17 protein-coding genes and 1 pseudogene are annotated in these 15169 nt (G+C 62.7%); 12 read left to right on the top strand and 6 right to left on the bottom strand.

Annotation, left to right across the window (positions count from 1 at the left end):
* Window positions 1-8 precede the first annotated feature (8 nt).
* Window positions 9-1295 (bottom strand): IS701 family transposase, encoded by a 1287-nt coding sequence (locus tag VT84_RS30390; protein WP_082838323.1) that lies wholly within the window; start codon window positions 1293-1295, stop codon window positions 9-11.
* Between the two features lie 215 nt (window positions 1296-1510).
* On the opposite strand from VT84_RS30390, the gene VT84_RS30385 reads away from it, so the two are divergent.
* Window positions 1511-2251, top strand: coding sequence for a hypothetical protein (locus VT84_RS30385; RefSeq protein WP_082842157.1), 741 nt, complete (start codon window positions 1511-1513; stop codon window positions 2249-2251).
* A gap of 165 nt (window positions 2252-2416) precedes the next feature.
* Window positions 2417-3124 carry a hypothetical protein gene (locus tag VT84_RS30380; RefSeq protein ID WP_082842156.1) on the top strand — a complete coding sequence of 236 codons (708 nt, stop codon included), beginning with the start codon at window positions 2417-2419 and terminating at the stop codon, window positions 3122-3124.
* A gap of 65 nt (window positions 3125-3189) precedes the next feature.
* On the opposite strand, the gene VT84_RS30375 is transcribed toward VT84_RS30380, so the two are convergent.
* Entirely contained in the window at window positions 3190-3618 is a 429-nt protein-coding gene (locus VT84_RS30375; RefSeq protein WP_082842155.1) for a hypothetical protein, read from the bottom strand.
* 26 nt (window positions 3619-3644) lie between these two features.
* The gene (locus VT84_RS30370) at window positions 3645-3860 is read right to left on the bottom strand and encodes a hypothetical protein (protein WP_239465502.1); all 216 of its coding nucleotides are present in this window, start codon (window positions 3858-3860) and stop codon (window positions 3645-3647) included.
* Window positions 3861-3982: 122 nt separating this feature from the next.
* Between VT84_RS30370 and VT84_RS30365 the strand changes: the two genes are divergently transcribed.
* The 3 genes from VT84_RS30365 (at window position 3983) to VT84_RS30355 (ending at window position 7076) form a co-directional block, all read left to right on the top strand.
* Window positions 3983-4990: a glycosyltransferase family 4 protein gene (locus VT84_RS30365; RefSeq protein ID WP_082842153.1), complete on the top strand. Its 1008-nt coding sequence runs from the start codon at window positions 3983-3985 to the stop codon at window positions 4988-4990.
* Between the two features lie 86 nt (window positions 4991-5076).
* The gene (locus VT84_RS30360) at window positions 5077-5502 is read left to right on the top strand and encodes a DUF3592 domain-containing protein (RefSeq protein ID WP_162271893.1); all 426 of its coding nucleotides are present in this window, start codon (window positions 5077-5079) and stop codon (window positions 5500-5502) included.
* Window positions 5503-5843: 341 nt separating this feature from the next.
* Window positions 5844-7076 (top strand): hypothetical protein, encoded by a 1233-nt coding sequence (locus tag VT84_RS30355; protein WP_157470006.1) that lies wholly within the window; start codon window positions 5844-5846, stop codon window positions 7074-7076.
* A gap of 92 nt (window positions 7077-7168) precedes the next feature.
* Here the strand turns inward: VT84_RS30355 and VT84_RS30350 are convergent, their stop codons facing one another.
* Both VT84_RS30350 and VT84_RS30345 read right to left on the bottom strand, forming a co-directional pair.
* Window positions 7169-8773 carry a vWA domain-containing protein gene (locus VT84_RS30350; protein WP_082842150.1) on the bottom strand — a complete coding sequence of 535 codons (1605 nt, stop codon included), beginning with the start codon at window positions 8771-8773 and terminating at the stop codon, window positions 7169-7171.
* Between the two features lie 111 nt (window positions 8774-8884).
* Window positions 8885-9148, bottom strand: coding sequence for a putative signal transducing protein (locus VT84_RS30345; RefSeq protein ID WP_082842149.1), 264 nt, complete (start codon window positions 9146-9148; stop codon window positions 8885-8887).
* 557 nt (window positions 9149-9705) lie between these two features.
* On the opposite strand from VT84_RS30345, the gene VT84_RS30340 reads away from it, so the two are divergent.
* The 4 genes from VT84_RS30340 (at window position 9706) to VT84_RS30325 (ending at window position 12404) form a co-directional block, all read left to right on the top strand.
* The gene (locus VT84_RS30340) at window positions 9706-10656 is read left to right on the top strand and encodes a ThuA domain-containing protein (RefSeq protein ID WP_082842148.1); all 951 of its coding nucleotides are present in this window, start codon (window positions 9706-9708) and stop codon (window positions 10654-10656) included.
* A gap of 137 nt (window positions 10657-10793) precedes the next feature.
* Window positions 10794-11252: a hypothetical protein gene (locus VT84_RS30335; protein WP_052556784.1), complete on the top strand. Its 459-nt coding sequence runs from the start codon at window positions 10794-10796 to the stop codon at window positions 11250-11252.
* Between the two features lie 130 nt (window positions 11253-11382).
* Entirely contained in the window at window positions 11383-12126 is a 744-nt protein-coding gene (locus tag VT84_RS30330; RefSeq protein ID WP_052556782.1) for a pyridoxine 5'-phosphate synthase, read from the top strand.
* A 17-nt stretch (window positions 12127-12143) separates the two neighbouring features.
* Window positions 12144-12404: a hypothetical protein gene (locus VT84_RS30325; RefSeq protein ID WP_082842147.1), complete on the top strand. Its 261-nt coding sequence runs from the start codon at window positions 12144-12146 to the stop codon at window positions 12402-12404.
* Window positions 12405-12410: 6 nt separating this feature from the next.
* Here the strand turns inward: VT84_RS30325 and VT84_RS30320 are convergent, their stop codons facing one another.
* Window positions 12411-13748 (bottom strand): peptidyl-prolyl cis-trans isomerase, encoded by a 1338-nt coding sequence (locus VT84_RS30320; RefSeq protein ID WP_082842146.1) that lies wholly within the window; start codon window positions 13746-13748, stop codon window positions 12411-12413.
* 53 nt (window positions 13749-13801) lie between these two features.
* On the opposite strand from VT84_RS30320, the pseudogene VT84_RS41365 reads away from it, so the two are divergent.
* The 3 genes and pseudogenes from VT84_RS41365 to VT84_RS39100 all read left to right on the top strand — a co-directional run.
* A pseudogene (locus VT84_RS41365) lies at window positions 13802-14137 on the top strand (transposase family protein); the annotation flags it as partial.
* Window positions 14138-14345: 208 nt separating this feature from the next.
* Complete coding sequence (locus VT84_RS41360; RefSeq protein WP_239465956.1) at window positions 14346-14597, top strand: transposase; 252 nt, start codon at window positions 14346-14348, stop codon at window positions 14595-14597.
* On the top strand, window positions 14488-15081 hold the full coding sequence (locus VT84_RS39100; protein WP_157470004.1) for an ISAs1 family transposase: 594 nt from the start codon (window positions 14488-14490) through the stop codon (window positions 15079-15081). The genes VT84_RS41360 and VT84_RS39100 overlap by 110 nt, the downstream gene beginning before the upstream one ends.
* Window positions 15082-15169: the final 88 nt, after the last annotated feature.

The following is a 15169-nucleotide window of genomic DNA, read 5'->3' as shown; positions in this document are numbered from 1 at the left end:
TGATGCATCTATGTCGCCATTTTTTGTGCGCTCTCGTGGCCTGCTCGTTCCGCCGTTGGTGGTAGCGGATGACCTCTCCGACGTGCAGTAGTTCCGGCGTCCCGCGCCTCCGACGGAACGTCACCGCACATCGGGCGTTCAGCGCCCGGCACACCTGCTCCATCGTCACCTGCGGTTTTTTCCCCCCGCAGCCGGTCCGTGTGGATCGACACGAACCCGAGCACCACCAGGCCCAAGATCAGATGCCGCACCAACCCGACGTACTGCCGGCCCTCGTAGTGCGTCATCCCCGCTTCGCTCTTGGCCACCCGGAACTGGTGCTCGATCGTCGCGCGCCGGAACGCCACCCGCAGCACACGCGCCAGCGGTTCGTCGGTCGCGTTGGTGACGAAGTACTTGACCTCGGCCGTCGATTCGTTCTGCGCCACCACCAGCATCCAGCGGCACCCACGCACCTCGATCAACCGGCTCGTCGCACGCCACCGGGTGTCGCCAACGGTCTTGCGCGACACCCGGAATCGTCGGCCCCGCCGGGCGTCGTCGGCACGCAGCACCGAATCCGCGCGCCGCGGCTCGTCGCGCGCGGCCGTTGTCACCGAGAAGCTCACGGGCACTTCGCCCACGAACGGCTGGCCCACGGCGTCGAGGGCGCGCAAGAACGGCACCTTCGACCCGTACCCTTCATCGAACACGAGCCAGTCGAACCGCACCCCGTGGGCATCCAGGCGCACCAACTGCTCGTAGGCGATCCGCCACTTGGGGCGATAGCGGACCTCGTCGGGGATGCCCGCCGCCTGGCACCGCGGGCGATCCGCGTTCCACGACTCGGGCAGGTACAGGTCCGCGTCCAACAGGGCCTGGAACGTGCCCTTGGCGACGCCCACGTGCACGGTCACGATGCCGTTGTCGATCTTCCCGACGCACCCCAGGTACTGTCGTTGCACGCCCGGCGTCCGGTCCCCCTTCTTCACGGCACTGGTCTCGTCGATCACCCCGACCGTGCCCAGGTCATCGCCGGGCAACCCGTCGAGCACCTCGGCGCATCGCCGTTGGAGTTGCTCACGCGCCGACTCGTGTTGCCAGTCGGCGGTCGTGAGGAACTCCTGGAGGGTGCGGACCGCCGTTCCACAGGCCAGGGCGATCGGCTCGACGCTCTTGCGCGGCAGCTCCGAGAGCAAACCACGACCGTAGTTGTCGAAGTGGTCGGCCGTCCGCTTCTGTAAGAAGCAGCCGCGATACCGACCCAGATAGTGGGCGAACGCCGGCCCTAACCTTGCGATTTCCTGGTCCGTCATCGGATGCCCTCCGATGGCCCATCTTATTCACCGGCCGCGAACCCGCGCTGTAGTGTTAGACCAGACAAGTCGGGCAAGATTTGCACACCGTGCGGCCTGTGTGGGACTTGCACGACACGTCTCGGCGACTTTCTTTAGCCTCACCCACCGTTAGAGGGGCGATTCTAACTACGGGGCGAACTGCGCTCACAACGAACCACTGGCGGGAGAGAATCATGACCTTCGCAGCGCTCGGCCGCCTGGGGCTCGTGCTGTTCGCCTGCGCGGTCGCAGGGTGCGCCGGTCGCGCCCAGTCGTTGTCCCCGGTTCACAAACTACCCCCGGAGTCGATCCCCAACGACGCCGCTCCCGGTGAGCGGTTCTACATCATCGTGTTCGGCTCCGAGCGGACGCTCCGGGCGCCGCGGTACACGCACACCTGGGCCACGCTCGTCAAAACCGTCGAGGTGCCGGGTTCCGCGCCGCAAGTGGCCGAAACTCACACCATCAGTTGGATGCCGGCTACCCTGGAAATTCATCCGTGGAAATTCACCCCGGAACCGGGGCGCAACCTGGAACTCCACGAGACGATCCGCATGGCCCTGGAACTCCGCGAGCACGTCGTGTCGTGGGGGCCGTATGAGATCCAGCCGCGCGGGTACCGCCGGTTCCTGCTCCAGAAGGAGTTCATGGAGAGGGGCCAGATCGGGTACCAGTGCATCGATACCATCGGCGCGGGGGCCGACGGCACCGGGTGCGACTGCATCCACGCCGTCACCGACATGGACTCGCAGTTCCAGCGGGGCTACTACCGGCTCACGCGGTTCGGAGTGGCCGGCAGCGAGTTCATCGTGCGCCAACTGTTCGAGCGGGATCTGCTCGTCAGCGGGGAAACACACTCCTGGCTCAACGGCCCGCTCGGGCTGTGCCAGTACCCGATCGACCACCGTACCTACGATCGACGGCCGTTGCGGTGACTCTCTTCGTTCGTGTGGTAGCCGCAACTTGTATCAGAGCCGAATCCGAAATAAGAACGACTGTGCGTGTCGTTCGCCTCACATCATTATCATTTGCACGCGACTCGGCGCGACGGATATCTTGGGTGTGGTTACGCGCTTCGCACAACTTTGAGGATCGCACTCATGCGGAAGCTCCTCCCCCTCGCGGCCGTTCTGATTGCACTGACGAGCACGCGGGCCGACGAAAAGATCAGCGCGCCCGTTCCCAAGACCCCGCCCCCGCCCTCGATCGAGGGCAAGTACACGCTCGTGGCGACGTACAACGGGGCCGTTGCTGTGAGAGAGAAGGGCGGGTTCGGCGGCGGTCCTGGCGGTGGCGTTGGCGCCGAAGTCGGCGGCTTCGCACCCTCCAGGACCACCATCGTGCGCGGGGAAACAGTCATTTCCCGAACCGAGATCGTGATCGAGTCCCGCACAGTGACCGGCATCCCCACCACAATGGAGTACACGCTCGATCCGACGAAATCGCCCATCACGATCGACGTCGAGATCGTTCCCGTGCGCGGAAAGAAAACGCGGGGGCTGGGTGTTGTTGAGATCACCAATAATCGGGTCGTGATCGCGCTGGCCAAGGAAGGGGCCGACCGGCCCAAGTCAGTGGAAGAAGCCGAGGGTGTAACGGTGTACTACTTCCAGAAGGCTCCGCCCGCGCCGCGGACCGAATTCCGGATCGTCGCGCTGACCGTTGGGAAGGAAGAAGAGGCCGAGAAAGAACTGAACCGCCTCGCGAAAGAGGGGTACGAACTCGTGTCCACGACGAACCCGACCGCCCCGGATGCCAAAGCGTCTGTCACGACGGTTCACTTCATCCTCAAGCGCATCGTGAAGTAATCGCAACAGCGAAGGGCCTGCGACATCGCTGCAGACCCTTCGCTGTAGGTACTACTGGAAACTGATTAGTCTTCGTCTTCGACCCACATGCACCCCGAACGTTCTGGTCCAATGGCAAGGATCCCCATATCGAACGTAGCTGAGGTGACGGGATCCCAACTCGTTACCGCGGCGGCGCCGTCGGACCGAATTGTACTGAGCGTGTGCCACGTTCCATTCGTGAAGTATCGGGTGCCCGGACCAAATTGCCCGAGAAAGCGGTTACCCAATTCCTCGGCTTGAGCCGCCGACATCAACTCGGCGTTGTACGCTAAATCGCGGTGGAGAAGCGTGTGTACTAACTTTCGGGCGCCATCTTCGCCGATCTCTTTGTAACGCCATTGTTGATCGCTTAGCCCAAACTCTCGTGCCAGCTCCGGGATGGTCGGAGAGGCCAATGACGACAGGCCACAGCGAGCATCGCGGATCTCGACGATCTCATCGCAGACACCCATCGAAAACCCTCTAATCCCGGGCTTCGCTATTCCTTCTCGGTATCTTTCTTCTTCCGCGTGCTGTCGTTATCGAGCTTGTTCAGCGTGTCGGAGCGGTAGCGCCCGAGGTTCTCTTCGGCGTGTGCGGCCTCGTCCGGGTTGTCCGCGAGGTTCTTCTTCAGCTCCGCTCGGCGGTGCTTGTTCCCGCGCTTCTTGAGTGCCCGCTTGAGGTCGCGGAGCATCCGTTTATCGGGATCTGGCACGGCACCAACCTCCGGTTCGCAAGGGGACAACCCGCCCAACCCAAACACGCACGTTTAACACTTCACGCGACTCACATGTGAGGGAACTTGAAACTCGCGGCCCGAAGCGCGAAACTTCCCGCATGGCACGAATCCTCATCGCGACCGATGCGTGGCACCCGCAAGTGAGCGGCGTCGTGCGGACGCTCGACACCACCGCTCGTCTGCTCCGCCAGCAGGGGCACGCGGTCGAGGTCATCGAGCCGACCGGGTTCCCGCAATTCCCGGTGCCGTTTTATCCGGAAATTCCGCTCTGCGTGATGCGCACCGGGCGCGTCTACGAACGCATCGGCAAATTCCGTCCCGATCACGTCCACATCTCCACAGAGGGGTCGCTGGGCTTTTGGGTTCGCAGGTTCTGTCGGCGAATGGGGTGGCGGTTCAGTTCGTCGTACCACACGCGGTTCCCGGAATACCTCAAGCGCCTCGCCCGCGTGCCCGAAAGCATCACCTACCAGTTCCTCAAGTGGTTCCACGGCGGTTCGTCGTGCATGATGGTCGCGACGCCGAGTTTGGAGAAGGAACTCATCGGCCGCGGGTTCCGGGCGCCCATACGCAGGTGGTCGCGCGGGGTCGATCTCGGCACGTTCCGCCCGCGCCCGAAAGTGGAAACGAGCTACCCGCGCCCCATCCTACTTTACGTCGGTCGCGTTTCGCACGAGAAGGGCATCGACGACTTTCTGAGGCTCAAAACGACCGGCACGAAGCTCGTCGTCGGCGACGGCCCCGCTCGCGCGGAGTTGGAGCGCCAGCACCCCGAAGCCGTGTTCCTCGGCTATCGCCGGGGCGAAGCGCTCGGCGAAGTGTACGCAGCGGCGGACGTGTTCGTTTTCCCGAGCCGCACGGACACGTTCGGCATTGTGCTCATTGAGGCGCTGGCGAGCGGGCTGCCGGTCGCGGCGTACCCGGTCACCGGTCCCGTGGACATCGTGACGCGGGACGAATTGGGGGCGCTCGACGAGGACTTGGGGTGTGCGGTTTCGCGCGCGCTCGTGAGCGGAAATCCCGCGGCATGTGCGGAAGAGGGCGCGCGGTACACCTGGGAGAATTGCACCTCACAGTTCGTGAACAATCTGGTGCCGATCAAATGAAGCCGGTGGAGCAGGCATTTTAATCACTTTTGTGGCCTCGGGCGCTGACACAATGGCTTCGCCACCAAGTTCGCACGGGAGTGCCTGTGATCGATCACCGCCTGGGATTTGGGCTCTTGTTTTTCACCGGTGGTTTGCTCGGTGTCGCGGGCGGGGTCGAGCAGTGGCGCAAGAAACAGCACCTGCTTCGCCGTGCAGTTCGCGTCAAAGCGCGGGTCGTGTCCGTTCGCACCGAGTCCTCGAACGACGATGGAGGTACCGACTTCCACTACCCGACGATCGAATTCCGGGTTAGTGGAAAGGTCGTGCGTACCGAGGTGATTGTTGGTCGGAGCCGCGGTGAAGAGGTGATGGCAGGGTACGAGGTGACGGCGTACTACGACCCGCTCGCCCCGTCGCGTGCCGTACTCGCGCCCGGCGATTGGCCGGGCGGCGGGTGCGTGACGGTCCTCGGGTTCGCGAGCGCGCTTCTCGGGGGCATGCTCCTGTGGGACTCACTGTTCCAGAAATGACCGTCCCAAGCTTGTCAGGTCCGTACTTTTCGCGATTTTCCTGGATGGGCATTGAGATTGGGAGCCACGCTTGATGTCTCGTTGGGGGTGAGGTATCCTCACATCTCGTGAGGCGCACGATCTCAACTCCAACGGCGGCACAGTTGTCCGTGCGGTTGTGGTTGAAGTTCGATGCTACCCACCTCACACCCATCCTCTTGTCCGATACGATTCGCAGTCGCGACGAAATCCGCGCAGACCAACAGCGCGCCCGTGACGCGGCCCGCACTGCCCGAGAGCGCACCCGAACTGAAGCGCTCACTGAGTTGGGACTTACGGCAGCAGACGCAGCTCTTTTCACCGTGATCTACTACGGCATTACTGTACCCCCATCTGACTTGCCCGATATCGTTAGACGAGAAGACTACGGCAAGGTGACTGAGGCGGAATGCCGGGTCGCACTGACCAATTGCCTAGCCAAGGGCTGGCTGCAAGTCATCGACGAACCGGCCCGTAAGAGGATCGTGAGCGAGCTTCAAAGGGGTGGGGTACTCGGACCCGTATATGGCCATCCGAACGTTGGGAGTGTTGACTTTACCGATTCCGGAGCGGGCTTGTGGAGACGGCTCGTTGAACGGTGCTGGCCCGAGAAAGGGCTTTCTGACTACACCGACGTTGTTCACGAGAAAACCGCCCAATACTTCCGAACCGAGGCGGCTGCGATCGCGGCAATTGAGGAGATCCGGAGCGGGGATGATGTTGTGGCCGTCACCGGTCCTGCTCCGGTGGGGTCTTGGAGAGTCCAGTGGTGGCGCCGCTTCCCCGAAGGCTACCGCATCGACTTTGAGGAGCAGAGACGGTGGCAGGGGCGTGGCAGCGGCGGCGAAACCTGTTACCTCGACCGCTCCGTGCAAAGCGGCGACCCGAATCAACTACAGCACGTCCTCGACTGCCGCAACATTGCGCTCGCAGAGTGGCTCTTGTTGCAGAGCATGGAGTCGGGTTGTTTCCGGAACTCGGCCGTCAATCTTGCGCGCGATGCTGCGAAATCCGGGAACCGGTATTTCGGTGTCACTGTCTCGGACGAACAATGCCGTGAAGGGTTGGAGGCATGTCTGCGGTACGGGTGGTTGCGGGTTGTGGATCAGATTGCGACTGACGAGGTTCGCACGCTCCTCGGTGCCGACTCCGCGCACCTTGCGCTTCCCCGAACAGCGGAGAACCGCCCACAGGAGTGTTGTTACACTTTCGACCCACTCCGCCATGACAAACTGGTGCCGAAGCCGTTCCCGGCCACGTACTGGCTGGGCAGGATCGACTTTTCCCCTGCCGGGGCCGCGCTCTATCGGACGATCTCGTCCGAGTGGCTCGGGGGCGATTGGGAGGACGCGCTACTCGTCTCACGGGGGTATTACTGGGAGGAGCACCGCTACTGTGCCGCCAAAGAGGGATTCGAGGGCGTCATAGAAAAGCACATCGCCGAAGGCACTCGTGTACTGGCCAACCGCGTCGTGTCAATCGGTCCGTGGTGTGCGCGCTGGTGGGACCGGTTCCCCGCAGGGTTCCGCCTGGAACTCGAACTTAGTGAGCCTTAACGTGAATTCTGCCCCAACATGTGCGGGTGGCATCCGCACGTGTTGGGGCAGAATCCACCATAAGCAATTCAAGACGAGCTACTTCGTTGTACTTACTCGCGCACGCTGTGCGAACTCAAGTCGCGGGCCTTCTGAACCAGTTCGATGAACTCCTTGCGGTGGCCGTTCGGGTCGAAGCTCACCGCGCCGCGGGCACGTTCGAGCACGCGGTCGAAGTTCGCGTCGCCCTTAAACTTGGAGTCGCGGAGAATCAGCCCGAACTCGATCACCGCGCTCGCGAACCGGAAGTCTTCGCCGCCCGAAGCCGTACCCGCGCCCTTCAGCACCGCGGCGAGTTCTTTGCTCTGTTCGTTGTCGGGGTGTTTGTATCGCATTTTCACGGTCAGCCACTCGCTCGCGTTGCCCTTCGTTTGTGCGGGCTTCTGGTACTTCAGCGGTTCCACTTCGGGCAGGTCGATCTTCACGCCGGTGGGGACGATCTCGTACAGCGCCGTCACCGTGTGCCCGCTGCCGATGTCGCCGGCGTCCTTCGCGTCGTTCTTGAAATCTTCCTGTTTCAGAATGCGGTTCTCGTAACCGATCAGCCGGTAGGCGTTTACCTTTGCCGGGTTGAAGTCCACCTGGAACTTCACGTCCTTCGCGACGCACACCAACCCGCCGCCCTGCTCGACGAACACCTTGCGCCCCTCCGCGATGGTGTCGATGTAAGCGTGCTGGCCGTTGCCGTAGTTCGCGAGCTCCTTGAGCCGGTCGTCCTTGTAGTTGCCCATCCCGAACCCGAGGACCGACAGGAAGACCCCGCTCGCTCGTTCCCGCTCGATGAGCTGGCGCAAATCACTCTGGTTCGACACACCAACGTTGAAATCGCCATCAGTACAGAGGATCACGCGGTTCGCGCCGCCCTCGACGAAGCCGCGACGGGCCATCTCGTAAGCGAGCTTGATTCCGCCCTCGCCGTTGGTGCCGCCGCCCGTGTGTAGGCCGTTCACCACGTCGCGGATCGCTTGTTTGCGGCTGCCCGGCGTCGGCGGGAGTTTCAGGCCCGCTTCGCCCGCGTAGGTCACGATGGTGACGCGATCCTTGTCGGTCAGCCGGTTGACGAGGAGTGTGAGCGATTCCTTCACGAGCGGGAGCCGATTGGAGTCGGCCATTGATCCCGATGTGTCAATGAGGAACACGAGGTTCCGCGCGGGCATGTCTTCCAGTGAGAGGTCTTTCGCGTGAACGCCGATCCGTGCGAGCTTGTGTTCGGTGTTCCACGGGCACGGTGCGATATCCAGTGTGAGCGACACTGGATCGTTGCCCGCGGGCGCCGGGTACTGGTACGGGAAGTAGTTCACGAACTCCGCGAGCAGCACCGCGTCCTTCGGCGGGAGTTTGCCCTCGTTGATGAACCGGCGCACGTTCGAGTACGAGGCCGTGTTCACGTCGGCGGAAAACGTCGAGCGCGGTTCGACGAGCGGCGACCGGTACTCGTTCTCGACGATCGCACTGTAACTTTCAGCGTTCTGCTTGTTGAAGGAGTCGGGCGCGGGTGAGGCGGCTGTTCCGTCCGCGCGGCGTGCGGAGCCTGATTGTTGCGTCGATGAACCGCCGCCGCCGCAACCGGTGAAACCGAGGCCCGCGCTCGCAATGAGCGCGAACGCGACCGCGTGTACGTACCGCTTTCGCAACCCGTTCGGGTTCGTCTGGGACATGACCTGCTCCGTACCCGGTGATTGGGATGACCGCTGACTTGCTTGCTGGAAACCTGACGCCGCGCGGGGCGGTTTATTCCCAAACTTCGGTACGAAGCCCGATCAGTCTCTTCACGACGGCAGAGCATTTTCATCGGTGAGTGGCTGATTCTCACTCTCGAACTGTTTGATGGAGGCCAGCGCTTTCTCCATGTCTTCGCCCTTAACCATCAGTTCCACCGAGTTCGGTACCGCGCTTCCGAAGCTCGCACTCAGTTCCAGTCCAACAACGGTGCTCTCGATCCCGTCTTCCTTGAGCGCTTGCTGGTACAACTCGGCCGTGACCAGCGATCCGGAATAGACCTTCACCACGTCGTTTTGTGTCTCGGTTGCCATCGCACTGCCCTCGGGCGAAAGGTTGTTTGATCTGCCACTGTGATCGCAATTCGCGTACCGATGTGACCCGATTCCGACGAAGGCGGCTCAAAATGCGTTACGTGACTGTGCGCGAGGCGGTTGCGGGATCTTCGATCCGATTCGGATGTGAAGCCGTGACTCGCGCGTGGAGCGCCAGTGTCCTTTCTGGCTAACGGGCGCATTGTACCCCATCGATTCCCGCGCCCATAGACCCCACACACAGACCCAAAGGAATTTTAACTGGATTTTAGTTCACTATGTGCGTAGAATTGACTTGAGGATCGGATGTGAACGCGACACCGGCCCTTCCAAACACGAAGGAGCGGGCCGGCTAACAATTGCTGCCATTTGTTAGCCGAATTTGGTACTCTCCGGAGGGCGCGGAAACGGAAATGTGCTGAAAATCACGGTGATTCGTGCGAATTTGGCAGACGCGCTGCCCACTCGGGCCGAAACGTTAGCAAATGTGACTGCCCGCACGGATCACACCCGCGAAGCCGCCCTCACTGCCTCAAAGGGACAATGGAGTCTCCGAAATGCGATCCCTCGCTGCGTTGCTGTTCACCGCGTGCATCGCGTTGCACGCCCACTGTGCCGACCCGAAGATCAAAGTCCTCATCATTGATGGCCAGAACAATCACAACTGGCAACAAACGACACCGATCCTGAAGAAGATCCTCGAAGACTCGGGGCGATTCACGGTGGACGTGGCGACCAGCCCTCCGGCCCTGAAGCTGCCGGCACTCGCGAAGGACGCCACGCCCGAACAGAAGAAGGTTCACGAGACACAAGTGGCCGATCTGCGGAAGAAGCACAAGGCCGCGTTCGACGAGTTCCGCCCCAAGTTGAGTAACTATCAGGTCGTTGTGAGTAACTACAACGGCGAATCGTGGGGCAGGGGGCTGAACGATGATTTCGAGATGCTTTTGAAGTCGGGGGACATCGGCTTCGTCGTGGTCCACGCCGCGAACAACTCCTTCACCGGGTGGAAGGAGTACAACCAGATGATCGGCATGGGCTGGCGCGATGCGAAGTTCGGCAAACGGTTGAAATACAGCGACGAAGGGAACGAAGTCATTGTTGGCGCGGGCAAGGACAAGACGTCGAGCCACGCCTACGTCGGGCCGTTCACAGTCAAGGTCCGCGATCCCGAGCACCCGGTGACGAAGGGGATGCCAAAAGAGTGGGCGCACACTAGCGACGAACTGTACGACAACATGCGCGGCCCGATCGAGAACGTCAAAGTGCTGGCGACCGCGTACTCCAGCGGCACGAAGGCGCACGAACCGATGATCTGGACCGTGAGTTACGGCAAGGGCCGCGTGTTCCACACCCCGCTGGGCCACGACGCGAACGCGATGCGCTGCTGGGGGTTCGCGGGCACGATCACACGCGGCACCGAATGGGCCGCGACCGGCCAGGTAACGCTCGCGCTGCCGAAGGCGTTCCCGACCGCTGAAAAGGCGAGTCCGATCCCGGAAAAGTGAGTTTTTGGCGTGCCTCGTGCATTGCTGCTCACGCGGGCGGCACCCGGCGGCGGACTCGCGAAGCAAGTCCCCTGTTCACGCGGTTTCTTTCGCATTACGCTATCAACGTTGAGAACCGCGCCGCCCGAGGAGTGGGCATGACCGAGCCGACCAGCGTACAACCGTCCCCGCCGCCGGCTCCCGTGACCGAGCAACCGGTGGCGTCGATGATTCCCCCGGCGATTCTGCCGCTCATGCGGCTACTTCCGCCCCCTCCGGTCGGGACCATCCTCGCACCACCAGAGCCAATGGAGCCGGCCCGCCGCGGGTGGTTCGTCGCGCAAATATGGGCTGAAGTACGGCTTGCGATGCGGATGTACTTCGACCCGCGGTATCGGATCAGCCGTACCGCGCAGGTGGCGTTCCCACTCGTCGGGGTGCTACTCGCGCTGAACTACTTCTTGTTCTCGGTGTGGTTCTCGGTCGCGTTCGTCAGCCCGATCGCGGAACGGCTCCTCGACGCGCTGGTTGTACTGTTGGGGTACCGCATACTGATCCGCGAACTCGACCGTTACCGCGCCGTACTCGACTACCTCAGCCGCTTCAACACCCGCTGAATGCGGGCGGCGTAAAGGCAAAAGGAGAAAGGAAAAAAGGTAAAACAGAACAATGGTCGGGTGACTGAATCTGTTGCCTTTTGATTCTCCTTTTTTGCCTTTTATCTTTTTCCTTTTGCCTTGAGAGAAAATGATTCGCCTCGGTGTGAATATTGACCATGTCGCGACGGTACGGCAAGCGCGGCGGGCGAACGAGCCGGACCCGGTTGCGGCGGCCGTGCTCGCGACGCTCGGCGGCGCGGACGGGATCACGATCCACTTGCGCGAGGACCGCCGGCACATCCAGGACCGGGACGTGTACCTCCTGCGCGAAACCGTCACTACCCGGCTGAACCTGGAAATGGCCGCCTACGATGAGATCATCGCGATCGCGCTCAAGGTGAAGCCAGACGAAGCCACGCTCGTGCCCGAGAAGCGCCAGGAACTGACCACCGAGGGCGGGCTGGACGTGATCGCCAACGCCGCGAGCGTCCAAGGTGCGATCGAGAAACTGAAGTCCGCGAACATTCACGTGTCGCTATTCATCGACCCCGACTCGGCGCAGGTCGACGCGAGCGCGCGACTCGGTGCGGACGCCATCGAGTTCCAGACCGCCAGCTATTCCGAAGCGAAGGGCGCGGAGGCCGTTCAGCGCGAACTGGAGAAGCTCCGGACCGCGACCGCACAGGCGGTGGGGCTAGGACTTCACGTTCACATGGGGCACGGGCTGAACTACTGGAACGTGCAGCCGATCGTGCGCATCCCGGGCGTGGAAGAACTGAACATCGGGCACAGCATCGTGTCGCGTGCGGTGCTCGTGGGCATGGAGCGCGCGGTCCGCGAGATGAAGCACGTCATGCAGGAGCACTACCCGAACCCGCGAAAGAGTGGGTAAACACATACGGGGTGCGTATGGCAACGAACACCGAAATCGAAATGCGGTGGATCGATGCGTGGAACGACTTGTACGACCTCGTTGGTTCACGTCACGGGGTGAAGTGTCAGCTCGCTGACTCCACCGTGGTCGACGTTGAGGCGTGTAAGGGCTGGCTCCGGGATTCGGTCTACGAAGGCTATCACGTCCGGGTCGAGACCGGGTGGGTACTCGGCAGACCCGGAGTGATCGCATCGCGTTGGCGTGACCAGGACGCCAACGCGGGTGAAAAGCCCTAACCTGTATCAATCCGGGAAGATGCGGACGCTGTTCTTGCGCCACAGGTCGTCGACCAGCTTCTTGTACTCGGTGTCCATGATGGTCTTGGTCAGTTTCTCGCGGATCTTGTTTTGGACGGCCGAATCGAACGGCTGTACCCCGGCGTAGTCGCGCTCGACCACCTTCACGATGTGGTACCCGGTCGGGGTCTGGATCAACCCACTGGTCTGGCCCGGTTTCAGGGACCAGACCGTTGTTTCGACGTCAACGGGCTGGATCTCGTTGCGCTTTTCCCCGGTACCGAACCCCTTTTGCTGTTTCGCGATGCCCTCGTCGAACTTCATCGCGAGTTGGCCGAAGTCGGCCCCGCTCGACGCCTGCTGCCACAGCGCGGTGGCCTGTTTTTGTGCGTCCTCGGGCGTCTTGTAGTTCTTCATGGCGACGAAGAGGTGCTGCCACTTCACGCGGTCCGGGGCCTGGAACTGGTCGGGGTACCGGTCGTAGTAGTCGCGGATCTCGCCCAGACCGGCCCGGTGGACCTTCTCCCGCAGCGCGCTGCTGATGTACTGTTCGGCCATCATCTGGCGCTCCAGTTGGCGCCGGATCACCTCGACGGTCAACCCCTGTGCGCGCAGGATCGCGGCGAACTCGGCATCCGTCTTGGCCCCCATATCGCTCCGGATCGCGCGCATCTGGCGGTCGGTCGTTTGTGTCGCGATCACCTTAATATCGTCGATGATGTTCATCTTGTTGGCTTTTTTCAGCTTCGCGTACATTTCGTCGAGAACCAGTTCGCGCTCGATCGTTTTGCGGAGCACCTGTTCGTACATCTGCTTCTGTTTCGCGCTCCGGGCGGTCCCTTCGAGGGCGGCCAGTTCGCGGTACTGCTGGTACACGGCCTCAATGACTTCTTGGTCGGTGATGACGTTGTTCGCGCCGACGATGGCCACGATCTTGATGCGCGGGTCGCTGGTCCGGAGCAGGTCGGGTACAGCGCCCTTTGTGCCGCCGACCGCGGCCGTCTTCTGGATGTCGCCCTTTGCGCCTACGGGTACCGGGCTACCCATGACCGGTCCCCCACCGATCGCGGGAACCACGGTCGGGAGGTCGGCCGGTTTGGTCGGGGCGATCGGCCCGAGCGGGTCCGTGGTTGCGGGTGCCCCGGGTACGACGGGCGCGCCCACAACCGGCGCGATTGGGGCCGGCGGGGTAATCGGGGCAGGGGGCGCGATAGGCGCGACCGGGTCGGCGGTTTGTGGGAACTGCCCGCGTGCGATCTGGCTGCCCTTATCTGACTGACAACCGATTACGGCGAGTCCGGCGACCAGCAGCAAACAGCGGCACAGCGGGTTTGCGGCGTCCATGCCTGCCCTCAGCGCGTAGATACGAGTGTTGCGACTCGCGGGTATAGCGTGGAATGGTGGAAGTGCAAGTGAGAAGCGCCCCAGGGCCGTTCCTTGTTTCATGTTGTGGATTTGAGTGCGGTTGGGTAATCGGGGCGCGTTGCCTCTTGGTCCCGGAGTTGCGCATGCCCCCTCGCACCCTGTACGACGCGCTCGCCACGCTCCCCGACCCACGCAGTCGCCACGGTCGTGTCCACCCCTTGCCTGCCGTTCTGGGACTCGTCGCGTTGGCCCTGCTCATGGGACGCAAGAGCCTCTCCGGGATCGCGCGATTCGGGCGACAACACGGAACCCCACTGGCCCACGCACTCGGGTTCCGACGGGGCCAAACGCCTACCACGTCCACGCTCTCGCGCACGCTCCGGCGCGTCGACGCGCAACAACTCGAAGGCGCCCTGTCGCGCTGGATCGAGGGGCGCATCGACCCCGCCGCGTTTGAACACCTCGCGCTCGACGGCAAGACCCTGCGCGGGAGTCGCGACGGGGACGTGCCCGGACTGCACCTGGTCGCCGCGTTCGCGCCGGCGGTCGCGGCGGTTCTAGCTCAGGTGCGCTCAGGTGCGCGTCGATTCCCGGACCAACGAACACAAGGCCGCGTTGGAACTGCTGGGGATCCTGCCCCTGACGGGCAAAGTGGTGACGGGCGACGCGATGTTCTGCCAACGGGATCTGGCGAAACAGGTGATCGAAGCCGGGGGCGATTACGTCCTCGTGGCCAACAACAATCAACCGGCCCTGGTCATCGACATCGAGGGCGGGTTCGCGTTCGCAACCGCCGCCCGCTCGATCGCGGCGGCTACTTCCCCCTGAACCGGTCCCGACGCCCGCGCCGTCGGGCCGGTCGGCCACCTCAACGGACAAGGGCCACGGGCGTCGGGAGACGCGCACCCTTGAGGTCACGCGGATCCTGACGGTGAGCCCGATGTGGAAGGGACTCAAACAGGGCTTCAAGGTAACGCGCGAGCGCATGGTGAAGGGCGCGCGGACGGTGGAGGTGGTGCACGGGATCACCAGCCTCTCGGCGGAGCGAGCGGACGCGGCGACACTTCTGGGCCTGGTTCGGGATCACTGGCGCATCGAGAATCCGTTGCATTACGTCCGGGATGTAACTCTGGGCGAGGACGCGTGCCGGGTGCGCAAGGGCACCGCCCCTCAGGTTCTCGCGGCCTTGCGCAATGCCGTGGTTCATTTGTTGTCCGGAGTCCGGGCCAAGAATCACCCCGAGGCCATCGAACAACTTCAAATACACCCGGACCAAGCACAGGCGCTTATCGGCATCCCGCAGTGTGAATAAAGGAACGGCCCTGAGAAGCGCCCGGGGGGTGTCCCTATTCAGGGCTACTGAAAGTTTCACATTGGCAGATTTAGGGAAGTCGCTATTC

It is taken from the genome of Gemmata sp. SH-PL17 (genome assembly GCF_001610855.1).
In the GTDB taxonomy this organism is placed as follows: Bacteria; Planctomycetota; Planctomycetia; order Gemmatales; family Gemmataceae; genus Gemmata; species Gemmata massiliana.
This window is presented reverse-complemented; position numbering and strand designations above follow the sequence as displayed.

What these genes read in the sequence shown, in the direction of transcription:
- VT84_RS30345 (WP_082842149.1), bottom strand. Translation starts at nt 9,148, where the DNA reads ATGGCAACCGAGACACAAAACGACGTGGTGAAGGTCTATTCCGGATCG.
- VT84_RS30365 (WP_082842153.1), top strand. Translation starts at nt 3,983, where the DNA reads ATGGCACGAATCCTCATCGCGACCGATGCGTGGCACCCGCAAGTGAGC.
- VT84_RS30385 (WP_082842157.1), top strand. Translation starts at nt 1,511, where the DNA reads ATGACCTTCGCAGCGCTCGGCCGCCTGGGGCTCGTGCTGTTCGCCTGC.
- VT84_RS30350 (WP_082842150.1), bottom strand. Translation starts at nt 8,773, where the DNA reads ATGTCCCAGACGAACCCGAACGGGTTGCGAAAGCGGTACGTACACGCG.
- VT84_RS30340 (WP_082842148.1), top strand. Translation starts at nt 9,706, where the DNA reads ATGCGATCCCTCGCTGCGTTGCTGTTCACCGCGTGCATCGCGTTGCAC.
- VT84_RS30325 (WP_082842147.1), top strand. Translation starts at nt 12,144, where the DNA reads ATGGCAACGAACACCGAAATCGAAATGCGGTGGATCGATGCGTGGAAC.
- VT84_RS30375 (WP_082842155.1), bottom strand. Translation starts at nt 3,618, where the DNA reads ATGGGTGTCTGCGATGAGATCGTCGAGATCCGCGATGCTCGCTGTGGC.
- VT84_RS30330 (WP_052556782.1), top strand. Translation starts at nt 11,383, where the DNA reads ATGATTCGCCTCGGTGTGAATATTGACCATGTCGCGACGGTACGGCAA.
- VT84_RS30390 (WP_082838323.1), bottom strand. Translation starts at nt 1,295, where the DNA reads ATGACGGACCAGGAAATCGCAAGGTTAGGGCCGGCGTTCGCCCACTAT.
- VT84_RS30380 (WP_082842156.1), top strand. Translation starts at nt 2,417, where the DNA reads ATGCGGAAGCTCCTCCCCCTCGCGGCCGTTCTGATTGCACTGACGAGC.
- VT84_RS30335 (WP_052556784.1), top strand. Translation starts at nt 10,794, where the DNA reads ATGACCGAGCCGACCAGCGTACAACCGTCCCCGCCGCCGGCTCCCGTG.
- VT84_RS30320 (WP_082842146.1), bottom strand. Translation starts at nt 13,748, where the DNA reads ATGGACGCCGCAAACCCGCTGTGCCGCTGTTTGCTGCTGGTCGCCGGA.